The 18,172-nt window shown below is 45.0% G+C and carries 11 protein-coding genes; all 11 read right to left on the bottom strand.

The genetic code is table 11. The annotated features are described in order from the left end of the window. Positions 1-39: 39 nt before the first annotated feature. Entirely contained in the window at positions 40-3,486 is a 3,447-nt protein-coding gene (locus HMPREF9448_RS14505; protein ID WP_008863109.1) for an exo-alpha-sialidase, read from the bottom strand. A gap of 772 nt (positions 3,487-4,258) precedes the next feature. Next, positions 4,259-5,677: a Gfo/Idh/MocA family protein gene (locus HMPREF9448_RS13355; protein ID WP_157260386.1), complete on the bottom strand. Its 1,419-nt coding sequence runs from the start codon at positions 5,675-5,677 to the stop codon at positions 4,259-4,261. An 83-nt stretch (positions 5,678-5,760) separates the two neighbouring features. Further along, on the bottom strand, positions 5,761-8,022 hold the full coding sequence (locus HMPREF9448_RS13350; RefSeq protein ID WP_008863106.1) for a putative Ig domain-containing protein: 2,262 nt from the start codon (positions 8,020-8,022) through the stop codon (positions 5,761-5,763). Positions 8,023-8,109: 87 nt separating this feature from the next. Then, positions 8,110-8,853 (bottom strand): endonuclease/exonuclease/phosphatase family protein, encoded by a 744-nt coding sequence (locus HMPREF9448_RS13345; RefSeq protein WP_008863105.1) that lies wholly within the window; start codon positions 8,851-8,853, stop codon positions 8,110-8,112. A 15-nt stretch (positions 8,854-8,868) separates the two neighbouring features. Then, positions 8,869-9,609 carry a GDSL-type esterase/lipase family protein gene (locus tag HMPREF9448_RS13340; RefSeq protein ID WP_008863104.1) on the bottom strand — a complete coding sequence of 247 codons (741 nt, stop codon included), beginning with the start codon at positions 9,607-9,609 and terminating at the stop codon, positions 8,869-8,871. 7 nt (positions 9,610-9,616) lie between these two features. Beyond that, positions 9,617-10,456, bottom strand: coding sequence for an endonuclease/exonuclease/phosphatase family protein (locus HMPREF9448_RS13335; RefSeq protein ID WP_008863103.1), 840 nt, complete (start codon positions 10,454-10,456; stop codon positions 9,617-9,619). Positions 10,457-10,487: 31 nt separating this feature from the next. Beyond that, the gene (locus HMPREF9448_RS13330; protein ID WP_008863102.1) at positions 10,488-12,149 is read right to left on the bottom strand and encodes a RagB/SusD family nutrient uptake outer membrane protein; all 1,662 of its coding nucleotides are present in this window, start codon (positions 12,147-12,149) and stop codon (positions 10,488-10,490) included. A gap of 24 nt (positions 12,150-12,173) precedes the next feature. Further along, positions 12,174-15,509, bottom strand: a complete 3,336-nt coding sequence (locus HMPREF9448_RS13325) for a SusC/RagA family TonB-linked outer membrane protein (RefSeq protein WP_008863101.1) — start codon at positions 15,507-15,509, stop codon at positions 12,174-12,176. 272 nt (positions 15,510-15,781) lie between these two features. Further along, positions 15,782-16,756 (bottom strand): FecR family protein, encoded by a 975-nt coding sequence (locus HMPREF9448_RS13320; protein WP_008863100.1) that lies wholly within the window; start codon positions 16,754-16,756, stop codon positions 15,782-15,784. A 55-nt stretch (positions 16,757-16,811) separates the two neighbouring features. After that, on the bottom strand, positions 16,812-17,405 hold the full coding sequence (locus HMPREF9448_RS13315; protein ID WP_040296332.1) for an RNA polymerase sigma-70 factor: 594 nt from the start codon (positions 17,403-17,405) through the stop codon (positions 16,812-16,814). A 132-nt stretch (positions 17,406-17,537) separates the two neighbouring features. Beyond that, positions 17,538-18,146: a WG repeat-containing protein gene (locus HMPREF9448_RS13310; protein ID WP_008863098.1), complete on the bottom strand. Its 609-nt coding sequence runs from the start codon at positions 18,144-18,146 to the stop codon at positions 17,538-17,540. Between the last annotated feature and the right edge of the window lie 26 nt (positions 18,147-18,172).

Below are 18,172 nucleotides of genomic sequence, written 5' to 3'. Positions count from 1 at the left end.
CCGCCGACCTTTGTTTATGAGGGCATCGTTCCCTGTGTCTTATTTCTTAATGAATTTCACGGTTTTCTCGGCTTCTGCGGTCGTTATCTTGACGAGATAGCAACCTTTTGCCAAGTCGGCCACGTCGACCACCGTCTCTGTCGCCGTTCTCACCGGTTTTCCCGTGAGGTTGTATATGCAGAGTTCAAACTCGCCTTCCGTCACGCCCTCCACATGGAGAACACCGTTCGCATAGCGGGCAGATATAGCCTCTCGGTCGTTCTCTGCTATGCCGGTTCCCGGATCGTACGTGAAATAGGCCTCGAACGTGTAGTCGCCCACGAACTGTTCGACCGGCATCGTGTAACTGTTGTTTTCGTCCAAAGTCAACTCCATGATCGCACCAAAACTTGTGGGACCATACATCACCTTTTCCACAATGTAGTCTTCGGCAGGTGAGAAGGTGATCTTGAATGACTTGTCCGCTCTCAGAGATGCTCCGCTCTGGTAAGTTTCGGTTCCTTCGAGGTTGGATAAGGTGATAGTTCCTTCGCCTTGCTTAACCGAATAGGTGATGATATGCGTCACAACGGGAATCTCGGCAAATGAAACGGCTATCTCCGTATTTCCCGTCACCGTATAGGTATCTCCGCTCGTGAAGGCGCTGCCGTTGACGGTGAGCGATTCCAGCCGGTATCCTTGGGCCGGTTCGGCGGTGATGGTCAATTCCGAATTTTCTTCCACCGTGTTTGCTCCGGGCACAAGGGCCACACTGCCGTTCATCACGGTCAGCGTACCGTTCTCTACCGTCTCCGGCAAGGTCACCGTATAGGTGGCCGGCCGCTCCACGATCCGCAAAGTGAAATCGACGATGTTGCCGCCGTTGCCGGTAAGGGTATTGGGGATTTCGTCGGGATGCCCACAAGGATCCAAGTGACACCAGTCTATTTTCAAACGCACGCGGTATTCGCCGGGAGCAAGACTCTCGGGCAATGTGAAGGAGGGAACATCGTCCAGTCTGCTGTTATTCTCCGTAGTTTCGCCCTTGCTGTTCTTACCCCACTGAGAGTCACTCGGGCTATAAAACGTATAGGAGACCAGCTCGCCGTCGGCCGTGGGATAGTCGTCACTCCCCAAAGTATAAGAGAACGTGTAGTCCTTGTCGTAGTCGATGTATAGGTAGCCGTGCATCCATTCTCCTGCCCAATTAACGACAGGCTGTATCTCCTCTCCGGCATATGCTTCGAACACATGGTCGGTCTTGTCTACATAAACCGCTTGTCTTGTCGTGGAATATACCGATACCGAGAAAGGAGAAGTTCCTCCGTTCATAGTGATACTGCGGACATACCGCTGGTCATGTGACGAGTTCCCTTCGTACGTGCAGTATTCCGGTACGGCCTCTTCGAATTCGGCGGTAACCGTGGTCTCTTGCGTCAGCGTAAAAATGTTCACGTTTCTTTCCAATGCCACATCGTTCACCCGAATTTCTTTCAGCTGGTATCCGTCGGCAGGTTCTGCCACGACAGTCAACCTCGTATTTTCGGGTATTCCGGTTCCGCTAACCACTTCGGTGGAACCATTCATCACTTTCAATGTCCCTTGTTCGGGGTCGGGAGCAGCGATTGTCACGGTATAAAGCGTACTGTAATTGGGGAAATTCACCAATGTACCCGTATGTCCGTGACCTGAGATATCGGGAACTTCTACCCCCGAAATATCGGTAAAGTCATAAGCAGCCACCAAACCATCGGTCGTTCCGTCTACGGTAGCGTCCATATCGGCTTTAATTTCGTCCAAAGTCAACGCTTTATTATAGAAACGCAGGTCGTCCATCTCGCCATTCATAAAAAAGGAGGGAACAGATGCCGAACCGTCGCTGTTCGAATATCCGGCTCCGACCAAAACATCGAAGTTATTTTCCAGAGACTTAGATTGAAAATCGGCGTGTAGAGATTTCGATTCACCCAATACACCATCTACATAAATATTCGTCGTATTTTCGTTCCAGTCGAAAACCCAAGTCAAGTGCACCCATTGATTTTCAGTGAACGTGACACCTGTACCGTTACCTTTACCGCCCCACGGCGAACCGGCAGGGGAAAGGTTGGTAGAGAATCGTGTACTGGCATTCATATCGCCCCACATTTCCCAACCGACAGTACCGCTATTGGCCGTTCCCGTATAAGAACGTTTCGACACAAAACGGCAAGAACTACCCGAGAAAGGCATTTTCACCTTGCAAGTAACCGTGTAGGATTCACCGATAGCAATATTGAAATCATCGGCAGAGGGAATACGCATATAGCGATCCGTACCGTTCAGTTGCAATGTACCTTCCGAAACCACAGGAGGCTCGGTAACATCGGAAGTGAGCCAATCCATCGTGAATCGATAGAACACGAGTTGGAACCCGTCTTCACCCGGAAGATTACTATCCCATTTACCCTCTTCGACCAAAGCGCCTATTGTCCCATCGGGCAAAACCGTTAAAGAAGAATAGGCAGAATAACCGTCTACCAAACGTTTCTTTATCGGCCAAGTCTCGCCATCGTCTTCGCTCAGATAAACTGTGACATTCTCACGGGTTGTCGTACTTTCCGGAAGAGAGTGCAACAAACGGCTCTTTCCTTCCGATCCTTCGTCGGTAGAATAGGAGTAACGAATGATATCGCCGTTACAAGCCGGGTCTTTCAATTCCGTCTCGAAATAGGCTTTGCCCCAAGTCTGCCCCCGGTCGGTGGATTTACAAAAAATGCGGTTGCCCTTACTTGGATTGCGGATGCTCATTAAAATATCCCCGTCTTCAAGTTCCACCACTTTGGCCTCGTCTCCCACAGTCGTAGCTGCATTGGTCGATAAAGTCCAATTATCGCCTCCGTCATCGGAATAGATAGCATAATTATGAAGAGGGACTCCGGTAGCAGAAGTGGCACGAATCGCCAAAACAAACATCAAACGGCCATCTTTCAAGCATAAACCGTGACCCGATCCGGCAAAACCGGCATACCAACCGCTGTGGTTAGCATACACCTGATCGGTAATAGCTACCGGCTCGCTCCAAGAAACACCGTTATCGGTACTCTTAGAGACATAGATTCCTTGTCGGTTATATGGCGTTGCATTCCATAGACCTTGATCCCCCACGAACATACAAATCAAATTTCCCGTCTTTTTATCGAGTACCACAGCCGGATCGCCATATGTTTTACCGTTACCGCCCTGAGCAACGACAACCGGCTCCGACCAATTTTTACCGTTATCGGTACTTCTTCTCGACATAATGGAAATCGTATTGGGCAGGTCTCCCAAACTGCTGCCTCGTTTGTCCACCACAGCGACCAACGAATTGTCGGCAGCAGTCACCAAAGCCGGAATACGCCAATATTGGGAATCATAGTCTCCCATATTAAACAAGACGGTCCGCTCGGGAGCGTCCGACGCCCACGTCCAAGAAGCGCTTATGCACATCAAGAACAGCAACAAAAACTGTACACTTTTTTTCATGATAATTTTTAATTGTTTTGTTAATTATTGACTCACCGGCAAAATCCATTCGATATCGACACGATTCTACCGGAGAACCTTTTATTTTTAATCATTCAGTTTCACCGAATAAAGAAGAGATAATAACTCACGAAATTCTCAGAGACCCCAGAAGACACCATACAATACAAAAATTTATAGAAACGAACCCCTTACTTTCATACATACTGTGCCTCTCGCGGTATTTGAATTTTTCAGAAATCAATAGCCCCTTCTTAATAATATTAAGAAACAGTCAAATTTATATCCATAGGCTACACATATTTTTAATATTAAAAAATCAAAATGATTTCGGGAAATAAAAAGAATAACGTTTCGCGCCTCAGGTACACCCATCTCCTAAGCAACGCTCTCCCCTTCAATAGTTTAATAAGAATTATAATTTGTGATCGATCTTCTTCGTTGAAACAGGTTCTTCATAGTTTCCATTTCGTTTTTCATGATATAAAAATGCATTTTTATATAACTCCTTTTATATAAAACCCCAAATAGCACTTTATCCCTAGTGAAAAAATCTATTTTTTTCACTTAAAAAAAAGAAAGAAGAAGACATGAACCAAGCTCATCTATCCCAAGCCGTTATCAAACCTCTGTAACATAAAATCTTACACATAAAAAGCCGGACACATTATCACAATGTGCCCGGCTCGTCATCGCTTATCTATCTTTTGAAAACTCAATTTGCACCTTAAAATTCACATATCACATTTTTTTAACGGTCCGTTACTCATGCCTACATATCGATTCTCTTTTTCAGCACCCGGCTCTTTTCGGCCAAGAAGCCCATCACATGACTTTCAATGGAAAGGTCGATGGTACTGGTCAAATAGGAAGTATCTCTATGAGCGACGGCCAGCACAAAGTCTTTCACGATTCCAAAATCGCCGCCGGCATGACCTTCATATCCCGGCAAAGAAGATATATCTTTATTCCAAACCAATTTCTTATTTGTCAGAAAATCGGTTACGGTAAATTTTTTCATATCTCCCTCGATCCAGCCTTTCGTTCCCATAACACGGGTAAGACGGCCACCGGTAGCCGTAAAGGCTTCCATCGAGAAGGCTCCGGTAATATTGTTATCGAATTCGAGCGATGCCACGAAATGGTCGCATTGATCGTTATCGCATCGATAAACACATCGGCCATAATCGGAGGTTCTGAGCTTATCGAGAATCAAACTGTCGTACTTGTGGTTTTTACAATCGTTATCGGGAATATCGAACACATACAGGAATTGCCTCCTCTGCAAATATATCTTCTTGGCAGAATAAGGACACTGCGATTCTACCGGACAATCGAGACAACGCTCGGTAGAGCCGTCGGGCGCATTCTCCCTCTTGAACAGTTTCAAACCTCCATAAGCCGATACCGATTTGCAGGGTTTGTTCACAAGCCACCGCATCATATCCATATCGTGGCACGATTTCGCGATAATGATGGGAGTCGTGTCCTTCGAGCTTTTCCAGTTTCCTCGTACATAGGAATGGGCCATGTGGTGATAACGAATACATTCCATATGTTGTATGCTGACCAACTCGCCGATTTTACCCGAATCCAATACCTTTTTAAGCGCAATGAAATAAGGGGCATACCGCAAGACGTGGCAAATGCCCACAATACGGTCATAGCGCTTGGCGTATTTCAAAATATCCGTACACTCTTTTATCGACTGGGCGACAGGTTTCTCCAACAACAAATCGTATCCGGCAGCCATAGCCTTTAAAGCCGGCGCATAATGCAAGTTATCGGGTGTGGCGATGATAACTGCATCGGCAAATTTAGGGACATTGAATACTTCTTTCCAATCGCTGAAACAGTGCTCATCGGGGATACGATACAGATTTTTCATATACTCCTTACGCTCTGTATTGATGTCGGCTACACCTACAATTTTCAAAGAGTTAGGATAATGTTCCGAGTAACTGGCATACGTTCTTCCACGGGCTCCGGCTCCAATCACAATCGCTGTAACCGGTTTATCAACCACAGCCTCTTGACTTTCCAGATCGGACGAGAGTTCGTCGGCTAAATTGTCTGCCCCGACCGTTCCCCCCTTCAACGTTCCGACGGTCTGCGATATCGCCTGAAAATCGGAAAGAGCGGCTGCAACCGTAGTGGCTCCCATCAACCTTAAAAATTCACTTCTTTTCATTTCTATCAATTATATGAATACAAGATAACTCCGGCCCCCGGTTCAAAGGAACCGGAGTCATCTCGAAAAAAGTCTTCGATTACTTATCTCTTTACAATAAAAGGCTTGGTCGATTTACCCTCTTCCGTCGACAATACCAGATAATAAACTCCCGGTTGCATATCGGCAGTAGAAATTACCTCATCGAGTTGTACACCGTAATATGTTTTTTCCCATACACAAGTTCCGAGTGGAGTCACGACAGCTACCCGAGCCTTCATATCCTTACCGAAGTCGGCTTTCAACGTAATTTCTCCATAAGAAACCGTAGGATAGACTTGGAACGAATCGAGACTTACACGGTTTATTCCACTGGGAGTTTCGTCGGAAAGTATCATCGACAATTCCAATTCATCGTCACAACCCGATGCTCCGGTAGCTTTCACCGTAAAGCTGTAAATTCCCGGTTCGTTGGATTCTGCCGGGGTCCCTGAAATCAATCCTTCGGGCGTCAAAGAAAGGCCGACCGGCAACGAGCCTCCGGTAAGAGCGCAGGTAATACCTTCACCTTCTATTTCGAGTTGGAGCGAATAGGGATAACCTATGTATGCATCGGGACACTGATCGGTAACGATGAATACATCGCAACCTTCTCCCGATTTAATAACCAACGTGTATTCTTTTTGAATAGAAGAAACGTCATCGGAAATTTTGACGGTGAACGTATAAGAACCGTTCTTCGTCGGTGTACCGGCAAAAGCACCGTCTTTACTTAACGTAATACCGTCGGGAAGCGCGCCAGAAACGATTTCGAACTTCACTGCACCCTCTACATTATCCACAACGATATTGCTGTAATAAGGCTCATTGGCTACACCCGGCTCCAACGTTTTGGTCTTTACCATTAAGGTATAGGAATATAGAACCGTATAAATATCATAATCCCGTACAAACGGAAGAGTGAGCGAAGCCCCGTCAAAAACGGTGGCGCCATTATTAAAATATCCGGTTACATACACCTTATTGTAATCGGGAGACATCGTTACACACCAAGCGACTTCGTGCTGATTGGCATTATCGGGCGTAACCGTTTTTTCCAGTTGCATAAGTTCCCATGTAGAACCGTTATATTTAGCGACATAACCGTCATGACCTTTGAACGTATAATCTTTGGATTCTCCCCGAGGATTCATATTCACGGCAGTTCCTCCTTTCGAGCCGTCGCCGTTCACATTACCGGCGACATAAATATTGTCGTCTGCATCGACAAATAGAGATTTAGCTTCATCACGACCGCTCCCACCGAGATTCATACCGTCCAAATAGGCTCCGGCAGACGAGTATTTAATCAAAAACGAATCGAAATTCCCGTTAAATCCAAGAGGAGACTGTCCTTCGGGAGTAACCGCCGACTGACAATGTCCCCAAATATAAACATTTCCTTGTGAGTCGGAGTCTATCGAACGGGTATCGATACGATTGGAATTCGTTACATACGTAATCCATTGTCCCACACCTTCGTGAGACAATTTAGCCACATAGGTGTCTTGCGAAGATTCCGAGCCCACGGCAGTCGTCAGCGCTTCCCCGTCGGTCCCGGTGATTGTGAACGTCGTTCCGAAACGTCCGGTAAGCAGTATATTCTCTTCTTTATCGAAATTCACGGCCCAGCCATAGGATTGAACGGGGCTTGAACCGGCAATAGCCCACTGGCAGACCAAAGAATTATTATAGCAAGCCAAGAATGTTCCCGGATTACTTCCCTCGATTGTCACGGTTTTTTCATTTCCGAAATCGGTCGCTCCGACAGTCGATCCCGTCACAAAAATATTGTCGCTCTTGTCCACAGCCACCGAATAGCACAAAGATGCTCCCGCCGCTTTTATCTGAGCCGACGATTTATAATTACCGTCCTTATCATAAACGACGATACACCCGTCGGTAGATTGCGTACCGCTCAACGTCTGGTCCGTACCGTCGATAGTAACATCACCCGATATTTTACCGACAGCGACAATATCGCCCGCAGAGGTAACTGCAATGCGTTCGAAGGTATCGTCTTTACTGCCACCCACGGCTCTTGCCCACAAAAAATTAAGTTCGGCATCATATTTCACGATAACGGCATCCATACCGCCACGACCTTTAATCGTAGCTCCACCGGCAAATTCCACATCTCCACGGCACATACCCGAAATATAATAATTTCCGTCTTTATCCGTCAGAGAGCTGTAAGGCTCATCGGCTCCTGTACTACCGAAAGAAACACCTGTTTCAAACTTAGCATCTTTCGCTACCGCATCTCCAATACAAAATAAAGAGAGCAGCAAGATTCCTGCACTTGTGTAAATTTTTCTTAGTTTCATAGCTTAATGTTTTTAATAGAAATTAATTAGACGACGATTAAAATTAATTTTTGAATATTATAACATGATACACTTTTATCTACATCGTTATTTGACAAATTCGAGGATAACCATAATGGGATAATGGTCGGACAACTGGTTATCGGAAAAGACTTTCGTTTCTTTTACCACCCACCCATTGGCCGGATAGTAACCGATATGATCGAACTCCCGACTGAGAGCCAACGTCCATACGCTGGACAATTCGTTAATCTCGGCAGTTCCTACCCGACGATTCATGTCCCCGGCTACAATATAATGTTTCCCCAACTGCGGAATACGGTTAACTTCTTTAATTTGCGACATGCCGTTGTCCAATTTAGACATATCGATGTGAGTGTCGACAATCGAAAACTCGGTCCCGTCGGGGAGCTTTATATCGGCAATGGCAGCATTACGTTGCTCTGTACCGGCCGCACATGGCAACATAATTCTACGAGTCTCGTCAAAACTGTGTTTACTCAAAATAGCGTTACCGAATTTACCGCCGTAGCATTTTTCGAGAGTTACATAAAACATTCCATGCATGCCTGTTAAATAGGCCAACTCATTCAACATATTGATATTGTTATTGATCGGCCTCGGCGTATTCGCCCCTGTTCGATTCGTATAGTATTCTACTTCCTGCAAAGCCACGATATCGGGATCTTGTTCCTTAATGAAAGCAGCGATGTCGGCGATAGGGGCATCATAACCTGCATGGATATTAAACGAGATTATTTTCAGTTGAGTCTGGGCAAACACGCCTCCACACAAACATATTCCTAATAGTATCGATATAATTTTTTTCATGATTCATTCTATTTGTTATTTATTCAAAGAATATTCTTTTGCCAACACATCGTAAATGATGGTCGCTATTACTCTGTTTCCTTCCAATCCGGGGTGGACTCCATCAAGAAACAAATCTCCATACCCCCGCAAAGCCGTATGCAAATCTATGACCGTGAGATTCTGAGCTGCGGCAACCCGCTGAATAGCCGGAATAATTTCGCTCGTTATGATACCGTCGTCTATTCCGAACGAGTTGCTATACGCTATGGCCGGCGTACACAAAAAGACCCTCGGACGAGTTGACAGACTCCGTAAGGAAAGAACCAAATCCGTGAGATCGGACTCAAACTCGGAGCCATGACTAGACCAATTGCCCGACTTTGAATCATTCGAGCCCAATTTTACAATGACAATATTGGGTAAGAATGCTTTGGCATTGGTATATTCTTTGGTATTCCAATATGGAGAATTGCCATTCTTCAAAAGGGTTGTGCCACTACACCCGAAGTTGGCGACCTCGAAACCCTCTCCCAACATATTACCCAACAAAGCCGGGTAGCACTCTTTTTCCCTATCGTTTAAAAACTGTCTCGCCCCATAGGTTATACTGTTCCCTATGCAAGCTACCTTTCTAACCGACTCAATGCCAGCAGGTCTTTGTCCCTTCGGATAGACCTCTTCGTTTTCGGAACAACCGGCAAAGAGCCCTGTGAGGAGAAATAACATACATATTCCCCAGCCGGATACTCTGCTGAAATAATTATACTTTTTCATCTGTTCTTTATTTTAATCCTATACGCAAAAATAGAGCCTTATGATCCGAAACGGTTTGATCTCCCTTAACCTGAACCGCCTGTGTTCCCCAATTCTGGGACAAAGGAGTCAACACATAATCGAATCTCGATTCGGGTTGAACGGCAGGATATGTATTTTCCGAAGAGAACTTGCAGGAACGGCGATACTTCTTCTTCAAAATATTGAATACATTCCCCGATTCATTTTCATAGACAGAAGCACAAATAACGATGTTTTGCTTTACTTGGTCGGCATAAGCGGCAAGAGCTTCGGCCTGACGCACCCGTTTATTGGCATCCTCCTTATCGAACTGGCATGTAGCGATAAGAACCGTCTCGCCCGAACCCAATTCATAAGGAGCAGTAAGCAATACCAATTCATCGTTCAAATTCACTTTATTCGTACCATAAAAACATTCCCGGACAAACAAAGCCACTCCTGTTTCTCCGCCATCTTCCCGACCGGTAGAGGCGAATATCCCCTGCCGGCGTTGACCGTCCTTGCTGCAACGGTTAGCGACCTCGCCAACCAGATTCTTTTTTCCCGTGCGGGCAGTCCCGAAATCCACATCTTGCAATGCTACGACATCGGTATTATTTTCCTGAATAAATGCCGCTAACGGCTGGATATTATACGTCCCAGAGGCTAACCCTTTACCGGCACTCAACGACAGAAGAGAAAACGAACGGTCGCCAGCCAACGTGACCAGAGTTTCATCGTCACCGCCGGTCCCGCCCGAACCCGGCAAATCCGGGTCGGACGAACCGCAAGCAGTTATCGATAAAATTCCAACGAAGCACAAAATGAATTTAAAATGAGTTTTCATATATAGATAACATTAATTGTGTAAGCTATCCTTATTCCCAACCGGGATTATTAGGGAGCAAATTGGGATTACGTTGCGTTTGTGTGAACGGAATCGGCCATAAATAATTTTTCATATCAGAGAAAGTACGCCCCGTCATCAAAATCAAATTCCCTTTATCATCGGTAGGAATATCTTCGACATAAACATATTCACTGGGCGGAACAGTACTCTTACGCATACCGGTCACATCTTTCGCCAACAAATCTCCTTGTTTCCAACGTAACAAATCGAAATAGCGCTCCCCTTCGAGAGCCAGTTCGACCCGGCGTTCCCGACGAATCTCGTCTCTCAGATTCAGCCCGTAAGCATTCAATTTGGTCAATACCATCTTGTCTGCTCCAACCCGGTCTCTAAGAAGGTTTATCGACTTATCTATATCCGGTTGAGTAATTGCATCGCCCCTCATCTCCTTTGCTTCGATCCAGTTCAATAAGACCTCGGCATAACGCATCAACGGAATGGCGTTCTGGTCTTTGTTATAACGAGAGATTGCGGAGAGTTCGACAAATTTCGTAAAATACCAACCTGTCGTCGTGCGGCAACTGGTAGCCGAATTCGAGAACTTAGGCTGTTCATAGGTAGTCTTACCGGGATATCCGCCCCACTTCGCTCCGGGTTTCAAAATCGTCTGCGCCATACGTGGATCCCGATTATTGAAGATAGCTTCGTGGGTATTCTCGCGGTAACGGCTCGCCGGCAAAGTTATGGGAAGCCCATTACACAAATAGGCATCCATGAGCGAACGAGTGGGCGCAGAACGAGCCTCCTCGTTGGGAACTTGCAATTCCCGGCTGAGGTTATGAGTTTGATTGGCTTCCTCACTATACAGACGAGTAACGATAAACTCCCGGTTGTTCTTATTAGTCACCGGATTGGCAGCCAAAGTAAACAACTCGTTATAAGTCGTTTCGGGATTCCCGTTATCGTACAATTTATGAAAACCGGCAGTCATCACCTCTTCTGCCGAAGAAACAGCCTTGTCCCAACGCTCGTGGTACAACGCAAACCGAGAACTAAACGCCCAAGCAGCCTCTTTTGTGGGACGACCGAGTTCGCTATCTTTCAAATCCTTAGCATAAGGCAATACCGCAGCTGCCCGGTCAAACTCATCAAGAATCCACTCGATCATGGTTTCCTTATCGGTACGGGAGCCATAAAGCTCGTCGTCTCCCACATCTATCGTATTGGTTACACGGGGTACATCGCCAAAGCAATTCACCAGATAACTGTACAAATAGGCTCTTATGAAAATGGCTTCTCCGGCATATCTTTCTCTTACAGATGCAGAAACCTTTTGAGCACGTTCGTAATTTTCAAGAAAGTGATTACAACGTCTGATACCGTCATAATCGGTCGTCCACTCCGAATTGATAACCGACAAATCACTCGTAAAATTTCCACTCCCGAGAGTCTTGTATTCCGACGAACGTTCACGAAAAACATTATCTCCCAAAAATTCCATATCGACACTCCTGCTTTTTCCTCTCAAATAATTGATGCAGGCATTAGATGCCAATATCAAATGTTCCTCGGTTTCCCAATATGTTTCATCGGTAAGTTCGTCCAACGGGATTCTGTCAAGGAACGAATCGTTGCAGCCGGGTAAAACAAACGCCGCACACAGCAGAATTGCTAAATATTTTGTTTTCATATATTCTGACATTTATATCGATAATTATTTGAATGTAATGCTCAAACCCAAAGAATACGAGGCCGTGATAGGATAGTAACCTCCACTGCTTACAGGAATCTCAGGGTCATACGACGAGAAGAAGTCGGTGAACGTCCACAAATTTTCGCCCGAAAAATATATTCTCAAATTCTCAATATGCATCTTGGAAATGATCCCTTTACGGGGAACCGTGTAACCCACTTGCAAATTTTTTACCCGCAGGTATGAAGCGTCTTCGAGCCAGAAAGAAGAAAATTCGTCCCGATTGTATGTTTCATCATACGTAAAACGCGGATAGGATGCATGAGGATTTTGGTTTTCCCAAGTCCAACGATCGAGATGTGCCTTCTGCGGATAGTTGGCAAGCTCGGTAAACGCATGTCGTCCCATGCCTCCGATATATCCGTCACATTTACCCACACCTTGTAAAAAGAGGCTGAAATCGATTCCTCGCCAAGCGGCGTTGAGTCCGATCGTATAATTATATCGAGGAATAGCACTGCCTATATAGCAACGATCCTCGGTAGGCGTAATCTTCCCGTCGCCATCTATATCCACATATTTTATATCTCCCGGTTGTACCTTCGTGCGATATTCCTCGATAATAGGGGTCGTCGCTTTCGGCGTATAAGTGTTCGTGGCAATGTCATAATCAAAATCATCGACCGTATAAAGCCCGTCGGATTTGTATCCCCAAAATGCATCAATAGGATAGCCCACCGCACGAATGCGATCGCCGCTGAAATCGTCGGCCGTATTTCCCACGCTAACCACTTTATTTTTCACATCGGAAAAAGTGACATTCACCCCGTAGGTAAAATCTTTCCCTATTTTATCTTGCCAAGCCAAAGCGATTTCCCAACCTTTGTTTTGAACCTTACCGGCATTCTGGTAGGGTTCACTCACACCCAGCACATCGGGAAGTTTCACTTTCAGCAAAATATCGTCGGTATTCTTAATGAAGTAATCGGCCGTCAACGACAAACGATTATTCAACAAATTAACGTCCAATCCGATATTAGTCATCTTTATGGACTCCCAAGAGAGAATATTGTTCGATGCCTCGCTTTGCTGCATGGAAGAGGTTATCTCTCCGCCGATAGGCATGTTGGAGGTAGAAGGTTGAATCAAAGCCATATAAGGATATAACGAAGAGGTATATTGGTTACCCAGAGTACCGTATGAGGCCCTAATTTTCAAATTATCCAACCAGCTGCGGGTCGATTCCATAAACGACTCTTCGGTCAAACGCCAAGCCACCGATGCCGAAGGGAAATAGCCTCCCCGGTGATCTTTATGAAAACGCGACGACAAGTCGTAACGCAAATTGGCCTCTACCAAATAGCGATCGTTGAAATTATAATTGACCCGCCCGAACCCGGAACGAATCGCCCAATGATTGTCATAGCCGCTATTGGTTTGCAAATCGGTTCCGGCATTCAGCACATGGAGATCGTTGGAGACCAAATCCTGACGACTGGCATCCATTTGTTGGTACAACTGCCACTCCTGAGAAAAGCCGGCAAGAATATGGAAAGAATGTTTCCCTATCGTCTTATCATAATCGACCTGTGCCATCACATTCTGGTATCGTTGGGCAATATCGCGTTGACTGAACTTACTCGTATTCGACGTATAAGCCAATGGCGTTTCGGTATCGGGATAAAAGTGCTGTATGATGTTCTGTTGTTGTTTCCGCAACACATCGACCAACCGGGTAGCATATTGAACCTTTGCCGTCAACCCGTCGATAATTCTCAATCCGGCACTGAAATTCAACGAGGTCTCACGTTTATGGTAATTGATAAAACCACCGTCGTAGGCTTGTGCTATCGGGTTTGCCGAGCTACCGCCATATCCCCATTGCCCGTCGGTGAATTTCACGGGAGTCAAAGGAGAAGAACGGAGAGCTTGATAGAAAAGTCCCGAATTTTCGCTATCGCTCGATGCAGGAGTCCAATTATCCACATCGGTATAACTCACATTTCCCTCGATGGTCAATCGATCGAAAAGCTCGGTGTTTAATTTCATTCTCACATTATTACGGGTAGCATGATAACCGTTGCCTACCATAAGTCCCGAAGTGGTTAAGTTTCCATAGGACAAATAATACCCCATGTTCTTATTCCCACCGTTGATATTTACATTGTGACCGTGTTGAGGAGCATAATCTCTCGTGATTTCTTTTATCCAGTTCGTATTCGCCCGGAAATTCGGATCGGTTCCGTTAATGACGGCATCGATATCCTCCTGTGTATACCCCCAACTTTTATTTACATTCGAAGTCGCTTCTTTCAGTAAAGTAAGATATTCGACGGCATCGAGCATTTCGGGAAGGGCCGTCGGTTTTTGCATGGCAAAATATCCGGTATAAGTGACCGTAGGTTTTACCTCGCGGTCGGCCTTACGCGTCGTAATAAGAATAACTCCGTTGGCCGCTCTCGAACCATAGATAGAAGAGGAAGCGGCATCCTTCAATACCGATACAGACTCTATATCGTCGGGGTTCAACGTGTTCATGTCGCCTTCCACGCCGTCGATAAGAATCAAAGGGTCGGAGTTATTCAATGTCCCGATACCCCTCACCCGTATAGAAGAGTTATTATCACCGGGACGGCTCGTCGTATTAACGATAGAGACACCCGGCAACATGCCTTGCAAACCGGTCGTCACATTAGCGATAGGACGATTGGCTAAAACATCATGGTCTACCGAAACGACCGATCCCGTTAAATTTATTTTCTTTTGAACACCGTAGCCTACCACCACTACCTCGTCCATCAAATTGGAATCTTCGTTCAATCGAATTTCAATGGGATTTTCATTCGTGACAGGAACCTCTGTCTTTTTATAGCCGATAGAAGACACGACCAGCAGAGCGTTATCCGAAATATTATTGATAGTAAAATTTCCATCTACATCGGTCGAAGTTCCTATCGAAGAACCTTTTACGATAATACTGGCCCCGATAATGGCCTCGCCTTTTTCATCGACTACCTTACCGGAAACAGAACGGGACCGTTTAGCCGCTTGCTGCTGTTTGGAAAGCAAAACAACTACATTATCGACTTTCCTTTGGAATGTGATATTCGTTCCCTTCAATAACTGTTTCATGGTCTCTTCCAAAGATGCATTGTCGGTTTTCACCGTCACGAGTTTATCAAGCCCCTCTAACTCCACATTATAAAAGAAGCTATAATTGCTCGACCGTTCGATTGTTTTTATGGCTTCTTTCAACGGCTTATTTTTAATATCTACCGTAATCTGCGCCTGAATATTGAGCGTAAAAAGCGCAAACAACAAGCATAGCCACCTCATCTTAAAATGGTTTGATTTCATACGTTTTTCATTTTTATTTCTTTGATTAAAAAGATATTAGTATAAAAGGTATCTGCAATAATGTGTTACTTTTAATTTCCATCGTCTATTGGGTATACAAGTAGCGACCCAGATTTATCCAAGCCTATTTTACAATTAACATTTATTAAATTATCTAATTCTTAAATGATTCGACATGTGCCATTTTCATAAGCAAAAAGGGGAGCCGGCTCGACGCAAACACCAAGCATTCTTATCCCCATAGGGAAATATTCAAAAGAGGAGCTGTTATATTATTTTTTATGAAGCATGATGACAGAATCGCGCACTTCATAATGTAATGACGATGTCATCGACAAGATATCGAGAGCATTTGTAATGCCTCCGCTTCCTATCGAACCGGTGAAAAAATATTGTCCTTCGGGAAACGCCGAGTCGAAAACGATTTTTACGTTATATACACGAGATAAAACCTTAACGATGTTTTCCAGCGATTCATTTTCGAAACGTAAATTTCCATCGGTCCATTCGACATATTCCTTCGAATAAACCTTACCGACCTGCATGGTTCCCGTGTTTCTGTCATACACCAGTTTCTCGTCGGGCTGCATGACATAGCGATCGCTCTCCGACGCCACATCGACTTTCCCTGTCAACAAAACGACCGACACCTCGCTATCGTCTTTATAAGCACACACGTCGAAAGCCGTACCCAATACTGTAATTTCAAGACCGGCAGCCTTTACGACAAACGGGCGCTCCTTATCGGGAGTCACCTCGAAATAGGCTTCCCCATCGAGCTCGACGATTCTTCTTTCCCCATTAAAATCATGCGGATAACTAATTTGAGAGGCTGAATTTATATTTACTTTCGTACCATCGGGCAATTGGACTTTGGCTCGTTCCCCACTCTCGGCAGTTACTACCAACGGGAGAGTATCCACCTTTGAATCGAGTCCCAACTCATATACGGCCAACGCAGCGATAATCGGTAAACAGACAACGGCGGCCCACCGCAACATCGGAACAAAGGAGAATCGTCTATGCGACTTTTTCTCCCGGGATTCTATGTCCTCTTTAATGCGGGTATACAGACGTTCATAGACTTCCTCATCGAGATGAGAATCGCTTCTTTCAATAGCTTGCATAATCCATCGGTCGAGCGAATCGTTATTTTTTATCCACTCGCACAATTCCTTGACTTCTGCCGTCGAAGCGTTTCCGTCGAGGTACTTCTCGATGAGTATTTTGAAATATTCCTTATCCATTTGTTCCTTTACCTAGTATAAAAGCAAATCGGCTCGCACGTCTAATCGTTTATAGTTAAACTATCTTAATTAAAGCGGCATAAATCACTAAGGGTAACAACTCATCGTAATGGGCCATCAATTTATCCCTCATAAATTTAAGCGCCAACGACAATTGCGTCGCGACGGTACTCTCCGAAATATTCAGCTCGACCGCTATTTCTTTATTCGTAAAATGCTTACGTTTACTCAAAACAAATATTTTCTTACGCGACGGCGGCAGTTCCTCGGCAAGTCGGTCGATATATTCTTCCAGCAACTTACCGTCCAGCTCTCCATCGGCATTATCGCTATATTCTTCCGAAGATTCAAGAACATATTCCGCATAAATATATTCGACAGTCTGCCGCTGATACACGTTCATCAACAGATTCTTAGCTATGGTACAAAGATAAGAAATCAACGATTTATCGGGACTCACCTGATCGTGTATCTCCCACAACCGGACAAACGTACGTTGTACGATTTCCTCCGCCCAATAACTGTCTCCGCCAGATATTCTCATGACAAAGTTGTATAATTTACCACTATACAACTTGTATACCTTTTCAAAGGCATCGAAAGAACCCGATTTGAGGCCTACGATAATATTGTCACATTCACTTTTCAACTCTGGCAATAATAATATAATATGCAAATGTAAACCATCTGCCTAAAAATATTATTATTTACATGTTATTTTTCCAATAAATATCTATTTCGCCAATGGAAATAATAATATTATTCTTTATTTAATCTGAAATTAATAGCCCCAAAGACGCCTAAGCGCATTTTCCGCCTCATACGACGCCTTAAAATTGGGTTGAATGACTATTCTGTTGTTTCTATCGATCGCGCCCCAGCGGTTTCTCCCGACCTCCACAACGGCAAAGCCCTCGTCGTTGAATCCTCGTGCATTGTAATATTGCGGTTTAATGAACCAATTCCCATAATAATCAAGATAACCGTACAATCCACTCTTGGAATCGCGGGTCTCCCATAAATCGATTCCGCGCAATCTCCCCTTCTCCATCGAAGTAATAGCGTTATCCACATCGTAGCTGTGCTCGAACACCGGATTTATCACCACTTTCCCAGCCATATTTATGGCTCCGTACCGCACACCAATTTGCACTCGCGCCAGTCCGTTGTTACGGAAACGTTGTGCAGATCTGAATTTAGGCTGTATTACCCACATACCCAAGTCATTGACATAGCCATATAATCCGGTAGCCGGATTTTCGACCGGAGTCAAACGACTAGCCGCCTGCGAACCATAACTTCCCGAATACAGAGGAAACCCTCCTAAACCGGCACAAGAACAAACAAAAAACATGAAAATAAACAAGAATATCGAGATCGGGTATTTCATGAGATTTGAATTTTAAGGTTTTATCA

The sequence above is a fragment of the Barnesiella intestinihominis YIT 11860 genome (assembly GCF_000296465.1).
Lineage (GTDB): Bacteria > Bacteroidota > Bacteroidia > Bacteroidales > Barnesiellaceae > Barnesiella > Barnesiella intestinihominis.
The sequence above is the reverse complement of the archived record's forward strand: the minus strand, read 5'-3'. Positions and strand labels throughout refer to the sequence as shown.